At 46.1% G+C, this 9,495-nt stretch carries 4 protein-coding genes; 1 reads left to right on the top strand and 3 read right to left on the bottom strand.

Annotation, left to right across the window (positions count from 1 at the left end; translation table 11 throughout):
• On the top strand, positions 1-5,022 hold a 5,022-nt coding region (locus tag BEB42_RS21585; RefSeq protein WP_236942411.1), incomplete at its 5' end, for an Ig-like domain-containing protein.
• Between the two features lie 51 nt (positions 5,023-5,073).
• On the opposite strand, the gene eilA is transcribed toward BEB42_RS21585, so the two are convergent.
• The 3 genes from eilA to BEB42_RS21570 form a co-directional block, all read right to left on the bottom strand.
• The gene (eilA, locus tag BEB42_RS21580) at positions 5,074-6,771 is read right to left on the bottom strand and encodes a HilA family transcriptional regulator EilA (RefSeq protein ID WP_001176834.1); all 1,698 of its coding nucleotides are present in this window, start codon (positions 6,769-6,771) and stop codon (positions 5,074-5,076) included.
• A gap of 202 nt (positions 6,772-6,973) precedes the next feature.
• Positions 6,974-8,323, bottom strand: coding sequence for an IpaD/SipD/SspD family type III secretion system needle tip protein (locus tag BEB42_RS21575; protein ID WP_000608451.1), 1,350 nt, complete (start codon positions 8,321-8,323; stop codon positions 6,974-6,976).
• 43 nt (positions 8,324-8,366) lie between these two features.
• Entirely contained in the window at positions 8,367-9,488 is a 1,122-nt protein-coding gene (locus tag BEB42_RS21570) for a hypothetical protein (protein WP_032185497.1), read from the bottom strand.
• Positions 9,489-9,495 lie beyond the last annotated feature (7 nt).

Below are 9,495 nucleotides of genomic sequence, written 5' to 3'. Positions count from 1 at the left end.
CAGGATAACGCCGTGGCTGACGGCGCAATGGCGAACACGCTGCGGGTGAGGGTGACGGATGCGTTCGGTAATGTGCTTGCCGGGCAGACGGTCAGCGTGTTGGCAGGCAACGGTGCCACGACTGCTCCGACGGTCACCACGCAGCCGGACGGCACGGCAGAGATCTCTGTCACCAGCCAGACCGCCGGAATCAGTGCGGTCACTGCCAGCATTAACAGCAGCAGCCAGAGCCGGAACGTCACGTTTATCGCCGATGTCAGGACGGCGCAGATCGCGAGTCTGGAGGTGACGCAGGATAACGCCGTGGCTGACGGCGCAATGGCGAACACGCTGCGGGTGAGGGTGACGGATGCGTTCGGTAATGTGCTTGCCGGGCAGACGGTCAGCGTGACGGCAGACAACAGCGCAACGGTCACTCCGACGGTCACCACACAGCCGGACGGCACGTCGGAGATCTCTGTCACCAGCCAGACCGCCGGAACCAGTGTGATCACCGCCAGCGTCAACAACAGCAGCCAGAGCCGGAACGTGACGTTTATTGCGGATGTCAGCACGGCGCAGATCGCGGATCTGATCGTTAGCCAGGATAACGCGGTGGCAGACGGCGCGACGGCGAATACGCTGCAAGTGAGGGTCACCGATGCGTTCGGGAATGCACTTGCCGGACAGGCGGTCAGCGTGTTGGCGGATAACGGCGCAACGGTCGCTCCGACTGTCATCACAGGGCAGGACGGCACGGTGGAAATCAGTGTCACCAGCCAGACGGCGGGCACCAGTGCGGTCACCGCCAGTATCAACAGCAGTACCGCGAGCCGGAACGTCACGTTTATCGCCGATGTCAGCACGGCGCAGATCGCGAGTCTGGAGGTGACGCAGGATAACTCAGTGGCTGACGGCGCAATGGCGAACACGCTGCGGGTGAAGGTCACCGATGCTAACGGGAATGTACTTGCCGGGCAGACGGTCAGCGTGACGGCAGGCAATGGCGCAACGGTCGCTCCGACGGTCACCACGCAACCGGACGGCACGGTGGAGATCAGTGTCACCAGCCAGACGGCGGGAGCCAGTACTGTCACTGCCAGCATCAACAGCAGCAGCCTGAGCCGGAACGTGACGTTTGTCGCGGATGTCAGGACGGCGCAGATAGCGGATCTGGTAGTCACCCGGGATAACTCAGTGGCAGACGGTGCAATGGAGAATATGCTGCGGGCGAGGGTCACCGATGCGTTCGGTAATGCGCTTGCCGGGCAGACGGTCAGCGTGTTGGCGGACAACGGCGCAACGACTGCCCCGACGGTAATCACAGAGCCGGACGGCACGGTGGAGATCAGTGTCACCAGCCAGACGGCGGGAGCCAGTACTGTCACTGCCAGCATCAACAGCAGCAGCCTGAGCCGGAACGTGACGTTTGTCGCGGATGTCAGGACGGCGCAGATAGCGGATCTGGTAGTCACCCGGGATAACTCAGTGGCAGACGGTGCAATGGAGAATATGCTGCGGGCGAGGGTCACCGATGCGTTCGGTAATGCGCTTGCCGGGCAGACGGTCAGCGTGTTGGCGGACAACGGCGCAACGACTGCCCCGACGGTTATCACCGGGCCGGACGGCACGGCAATAATCACCGTCACCAGCCAGACGGCGGGCATCAGTACGGTCACTGCCAGCATCAACAACAGCATTCTGAACCAGAACGTGACATTTATCCCGGATGTCAGCACCGCGAAGATCGCGGATCTGGTGGTCATTAAGGACGGCTCAGTGGCAGACGGTTCGACGGCGAACACGCTGCGGGTGAAAGTCACCGACGCGTTCGGCAATGCGCTGGCCGGACAGACGGTCAGCGTCTCAGCGGACAACGGGGCAGCGGTTGCCGCGACGGTTATCACCGGGCCGGACGGCGCGGCAATAATCACCGTCACCAGCCAGACCGCCGGAGCCAGTACGGTCACTGCCAGCATCAGCAACAGCACTCTGAGCCAGAACGTGACGTTTATTGCTGATGTCAGCACGGCGAAGATCGCGGATCTGGTGGTCATTAAGGACGGCTCAGTGGCAGACGGTTCGACGGCGAACACGCTGCGGGTGAAAGTCACCGACGCGTTCGGCAATGCGCTGGCCGGACAGACGGTCAGCGTCTCAGCGGACAACGGGGCAGCGGTTGCCGCGACGGTTATCACCGGGCCGGACGGCACCGTGGAAATCACCGTCACCAGCCAGACGGCGGGCATCAGTGCCGTTGCCGCCAGCATCAACAACAGCACTCTGAACCAGAACGTGACATTTATCCCGGATGTCAGCACCGCGAAGATCGCGGATCTGGTGGTCATTAAGGACGGCTCAGTGGCAGACGGTTCGACGGCGAACACGCTGCGGGTGAAAGTCACCGACGCGTTCGGCAATGCGCTGGCCGGACAGACGGTCAGCGTCTCAGCGGACAACGGTGCAGCGGTTGCCGCGACGGTTATCACCGGGCCGGACGGCACCGTGGAAATCTCCGTCACCAGCCAGACGGCGGGCATCAGTACAGTTACCGCAACCATCAACAACAGCACTCTGAGCCAGAACGTGACGTTTATTGCTGATGTCAGCACCGCGAAGATCGTGGATCTGGTGGTCATTAAGGACGGCTCAGTGGCAGACGGTTCGACGGCGAACACGCTGCGGGTGAAAGTCACCGACGCGTTCGGCAATGCGCTGGCCGGACAGACGGTCAGCGTCTCAGCGGACAACGGGGCAGCGGTTGCCGCGACGGTTATCACCGGGCCGGACGGCGCGGCAATAATCACCGTCACCAGCCAGACCGCCGGAGCCAGTGCGGTCACCGCCAGCATCAACAGCAGCAGCCTGAGCCAGAACGTCACCTTTGTACCGGGTGATGCATCGCAGCTCACTTCAACCGTTGAAACAAATAAGTCGAACTATACGGTTGGAGAGACAATCACCATCACGGTAACGCTCCGGGATGCGTTCGATAATCTGGTAACCGGTGCAGCTTCACAGTTAGCCGCTAATGGTGTGCTTACGGTGGCTGGCACCGACCCGTCAGAAACGGGAAGCTGGGTTGAATCAGGTGGCGTGTATACCACAACCCGTATGGCGACGATTGCCAGTACCAATCAGCACGCCAACCTGCAATTGCAGACGTGGAGTGATGGTGTAACGTCAGATCGCTATGACATACAGTCCGGTTCTCCGGCGCAAGCTACATCAACTATCGCCACGGATAAAAACGCATACACCGCTGGCGACACTATAACCGTCGCCGTGACGCTGAAAGACGCGCACGGTAACCTGGTTGAAGGGGGCGAGTCCTTACTGTCTGGTGATAACGTAATAGTGGAAGGAGCCGTACGTTCAGGAGGATGGTCTGAAACCGCCGGTGTTTATACTGCTACATGGTCGGCGCAAATGGCGGGAGACTCTCACCACGCGACGTTGACTTTGCCTGAGTGGGGCAGCAGTAAACAATCAGAGAGTTATTCCATCCACAGTGGTGCTCCGGTGCAAACAAATTCAGCCATCAGGACAGATAAAACGACATATATCGCCGGGGAGTCATTAACTGTCACAGTAACGTTGCGGGATGAGTTTGGTAACCCGGCTTTAGGGCTGACATCAGGAGTTATCGAATCATATATCGATAATTTTACGGTGGGCGGCGCAGTCCCCGATTCGATGCAATGGGTCGAACAGAATAATGGTGAATATACCATGATCTGGACAGCATGGTTTGCCGAGAAAAATTTGGTTGCCAGTCTGAAATTAAAAACATGGGCAACGGAGATTGATTCCGCGCTATACGGGATACAACCAGGTGCAGCAGCAAAAACTCAGTCCACGATTATCACGGACAAAACGGTATATATCGCTGGGGAGAGCATAACGGTGACTGTTGTACTTAGTGATGCTCAGGGTAACTTTATTACTGATGGTGTCGCTCAGCTTAATGAGGAAAACGTAAAAGTCAGGAATGCAGATCCTATCCAGGGTAATAATTGGATATACAACGGCAATGGGCAATATCAAAGACAGTATATGGCGCATTTCGCGGAAGTGAATTTGAATGCACAACTGAAGATGGTTGGTTGGAGCGATGCCAATTATTCAAATAATTATACTATTAAACCGGGTGAAGCGAGTCCGCATGGTTCACAGCTTCGTATAAGAGATGATGTTGTGGTTGTTGGGGCGGATTTACCTGTCAGTGTTTTATTAGCTGATGATTTTGGTAACCCGTTGGATAACGGTCTGGATTTGCTGGATAATGCAGTGTACTTACAAAATGTGGAGAAGAAAGAAGGGGCTAAATGGATATATTTGGGTGATGGCATATATGAGCGTACCTATATGGCCTACAAAGAAGGAGAGAACTTAAATTCATTTCTGCAGATTAACGGTTGGCGTGTAAACGGGCAACCTTCCTATACCATCCTTCCTTTTGTGGCAGTCGATTCACTGAGTGTGAATGGTGCAATATTCAGGGCGGCAGATGGTTTTCCTGAAACAGGATTTGATGGGGCTAAATTCACCTTAGTATTAACCCATAATATGAAGAATACAGATTATGATTGGACGGCAGGCATCTATGGTATTAATGTTAACAATAATGGAGAAGTCACAATAAGTCTGCCCCTAAATAGTGAAATCACTATTACCGGGAAACCAAAAGATGGTAAAGGGAATAATGTTGTATTCAAATTCAAGATGAAAAAATGGTTTACTAGTTTAGGTGCTGCCAGTAATAACACTTGGGATATTATAAATGCATCATGCAATAGCTATGGACAAGTGGCGTCATCTTTAGAATTAGCGCAGCGACCAAGTAGTGGTGTAGTTCCACGAAAAGTAGGTACGTTGTGGGGAGAATATGGTAATTTGAAAGCTTATGGCAGTACATTTAGCAGTACGGATTACTGGACAAGTACTGTACTTATAGGGGTTCACGAGAAATTCAATCCTGAAACTGGTATATCAACACCAGGATCAGGAAAGTCTTCTGGTTTGTGTGTGAGATATTTTTAACGAAATAACTACTAAATTGCCCTGCATCAGCAGGGCAATTTCTCTTCGTTCTTACGCAGAAGTACGCATCGCACTGATAGTATTAAATTCATTTTTTACATTGAGCAAACGAGGGTCGTGAAGCAAAACATTTGACCATAAATCATTGTCTTTAACTAATTGTTGCCAGCGCTTTTCATATTCTTTTTTACCATAAACAGTGTAAATTAACGGCAAGATCACACCATTGATTTTGTTAGTGTTAATATTTGCCAGTAACTTCATAATGTCATTTTTTATAGATGCGCCATAGATCAGAAACTTCGTATAAAGCGAGTTAACACAGCTGTAATCAAGACCATGTTCAGGCTCAAGTTTAAGCAATAAACTTTTGGCTTTGTCATTATGTCCTTTCAGTGCCATGAACATAGCCAGAATAGAGGTAATAATTGGATTATTACAGGTGTTTTGACTATTCAGATTTAATGCAAAAGATATCGCGTTATCGAGGGGGGATGTGTAATAAAGTATAATTAATTTAAGAATGCTTATGCCCATTTTATTGGGTTCAAGAGCAATGCTTTTTTCTATTAGATTAAATGCTCTTGCAAGGTCACCGTTCAAAAAGCATAGCAGAGACTGATAATAATAAACGTCTGGCGAATTAGGTTTGAGTAAATGTGCTTGCTTAAATAGCACATTAGACACTGAATGTTCATCTTTTAGCCCACTGATTAAACCCAGTAAACCCAATGCCTGAGAATTTGAAGGGTTAATTTCAAGAGCCTTTTCAATGGAGGTTACTGCCGTAGTTATTGCTTGTTTTTGTTCACTGAGTCCAAGGAGTGCTAATGATATATGGCATTCCGCCAGGCAACAGTAGGGCAAGGTATTTTGCGGTTGCGTACTCACACAATCTCTAAATATTACTAATGCTCGTTTCAAACTCTCTGGTGTATAACGATACATTTCCATTCTGCCATTCATATACATAACAGCAGAATCCAGAGATGGCATTTGTTGTGTATTAATAGATTTAAAATTAATATTGGGTATTTTTTCAATAAGAATATTAATTACTTGTGATAATAATACGGAAAGAGGATTGTCGGGGTTAAAATCAATACTTTGATGATCAATCAACTTATGCGTTCTGGCATGAATTAATTCAATAAATAAACGCCAGTTTTTACCATAGTGAACGACCTGACCCATAATGTAATATTCTGGGCCTGTTTTATTAATAAACTGATGGATAGTAGAAAAATCGCTTGCCTCATTCGTTACCGAGGCAGGTAAAATATCTAAACCACAAAAAGCATATTTTGAAAGGCCCTGCACAAGTTCGTAATGCAGTTTTAGAACATTGATCGAACCTTCAGTACGAAATGGAAAAACAGCAAGAGTGGTAGTCGACTTTACCGGTTCATTATCGGTTACAATCACAATGGGTACAGTAAAACGGTATCCACGACCATAGACCGTTTCGATATACTTACACTGTTTATTCTCATGCAAAAGTTTGCGCAATGCATAAATACACCGTGTTAAAGATTCATCACTGGCAACACTTGCGCTCCAGACCTTATCAATAATCTCTTCTTTGCTAACAATTTCACCGTCAGCATTAAGTAATAGAATAATAACGCCAAGTTCTTTCGGGGGAATATGATATTCTTTGTTTTTGAATAATAATATTCCATTGTTTTTTAATACAAAGTCGCCAAATATATATTGTTGTGTATTATTTTTTCCATGTTGCAGTTGCATAGAACGCTCCTTCCGTTTTCTCTATTCATAGTATTAATTTGATCAATATAAAATAAAGTATTGGCAGAATTGCTCTATCAAAAAACGCTCATTTTGTAAGATTGTGATGAAGAAATGAATGAAAGCTGATGCTTAATAATATGAAACGCTGGTCCCATTTTACGAGACCAGATAGTGGACTATAATATTTGGCGTTACTTAATCAGAAACGTAAATAATCTTTCGCTGAATCAAATAATGCTGTAATGGTTGACGATAATAATTTTATAATCGTATCGTAGGTGGAGTTGGCTGTGCTGTATTTAGTCGTGATAACCTGTACATCGGTTTTCATGTTTTCTGCTTGCCCATTATAACCCGCTAACCATGCCTGGTATTCAGCTGTGCTTATTTCATAACCGGTGAATTCTTTAGATATATTTTTTTCCTTTCCTTTATTATCCCTGTGCACCATTGAATCTGAAGATTGACTCATACTGTCAATAATCTGAGGGTTGGGAATAATAACATATAAACCGCTACCTTGTGGTTCAACTTCGACAATCGGAGAAGGTGTGCGGTGTTTGGGATCGGGTGGAATTACCGGAAGTCCTAAAGCGGCGCACCATTTTTCTGCTTCTTCCAATGGAACACCAATTTTGTCAGCAGGTGCCGGAGGGTATAAAACATAGTCTGGATTGTAATGATAGTGGAAATCACCATTAGGATATTTATCGATATAATAAAAATGCATCAAGGCCTTTTGAAATGCATTGACATCAAAAATTATCGCATCGCCTTTTTTATTAGAGTGAGTCCATTTTCCCATATTGCTTTGGATATGTTCACTGAAGTCCTGCCAGTATGCGCTCATTATCTCAACGCTATTCGCATAAATTTCGAGGTAGTCGCTACCGAGCACACTCATCAAATCAGCAATATCACTGCATATATATTTATCACTTTTAAATTCGTTTGAACTACTGGCCGTTAAAGTACTGCTGGTTGATGAACTTCTCATTTCAGGCGCAGAACTCTCTAAAGAAGCGATAGCGTGATTTAAGGTACCTTTGGTCGATGCCATTGCACTTGACCCGGTTGTGTTGTGAGCAACGTTAGCCAGGGTTTTTCTCACAGAGTTATGCAAGGTCAATATTTTAGCGGGATCCTTTAATTTTCCGTCAATAGTATTAACATTTTCTGTAAGCTGCAGAACTTTTTTTATCAGCGAATAACTTTCGTGTAAGAGCGCAGATCCTTTCTCTGACAGGTTCTCAGTTGGGAAATTTCTGAGCATGTTTTTAACGAAGTTGAGTTGTATGTCATGCTGGCATTTCCAGTCTTCATTTCGCTGGCTACGTTCACTGACTAAAGTTGATAGTTTTTCAACATCTTTCTTGAGCATAGCGCCAATATTATTATCCTTACTGGCGCTGTTATACAAATTACCCTCGCTTTTGCTGTTTTCCAGTTGATGAGGCTCCTCACTTTGCGAGGATGCCTCTTTAAGAGGAATGTTTGCATTCTGCTGACGTAAAATATCTATATTTAAATTATTATCTTTATTAATCATGTGCCATTCCTCCTTAAATATAATTAACTATTATTGCAATTATTTATGAGCGAATGCCTTGAACGATAGCGCTATCAGTATCAATAATAGTTTGTATTATTTGCTGTAATAAATTGAGTGCCTGATCTCTTCCTTGAACATCACGATTAATTTGATCCAGATAGCTACTCATAACTGAATGCAAAACATTTTTAGCTTGCTCCGCAACCTCTTTTTCAGCACGAGTATATTCCGCAGCTACAGTTCCGCTTGATTGCAATGTACTGCCAAAAGCCTGAAAGAGATGATGAGAATTAGAAAGAGAATTATAACGACTAAATTTTTTATTATGACTGTCAATATGCTGTTTATCTGCAATTTGCTTATTGATACTGTCTTTTTCTTTTTCTAATTCTTCTAACGGTATTTTATTTTGGTCATTCTCAGTACTCTTATCTTCTGATAATTTATTATTTATTTCAGCAAGTCTAGCTTTTGCCTTTTTCACATCTTCATTTGTCTTTAATTTCTGTTGGTCTTCCGGTGTATCTGTTTTTTGTCCTTGGTTTGGATTAACATCATCTATTTTACCGGCGGGCTTTTTATATTCTGCATTCGCGACTACGCCAACTCCAATCACATTAACAATTGCGCCCGTTGTAGCACCAGCTAAATTTTCCCAAGAGGAGTTAATTGTTTCTTTACTCTGTAATTGGACAAGATCTTCAAAAAGGATGCTCATGCTAGCCTCGGCCTTGGCAGAGGCATTGTACATTGATGTAAAGACTCTTAAAAATTCCTCCATAATGTTCTGTTGTCTCATAGTCAAATTATCTAACATATCGAGAATGTTAAATGTTATGGTTTTCTCTGTTGACTTGGTAGACTGACAGGATGATTTTGTCGCTATGCCAGCGTTTTGAATTATATTATGTAATGTGTTATTAGCGTAATTAAGACCATCTAATACTTTACATTGTAGTTCGGGAGAAAGAGCACGGACAGAATCAATCAACCTAATAAATTTAGTGTTTGTATCAGTTTTAATATCATTAGGCACAAAACTTTGCAGTATTTTTTTATTTTGAGATACTCTTGTTTCATAACCAGGTTGTTCATCGAACGTTGTTTTATCGAGATTCTTATTATGAGCTGTATTGTTTATGTTGCTAATGTTATTGGGCATTTTTGAA

This window comes from Escherichia sp. MOD1-EC5990, assembly GCF_002965285.1.
Taxonomy (GTDB): Bacteria; Pseudomonadota; Gammaproteobacteria; order Enterobacterales; family Enterobacteriaceae; genus Escherichia; species Escherichia coli_F.
Note: the sequence above shows the minus strand (reverse complement) of the source record. Positions and strands in the feature narration are given on the sequence as shown.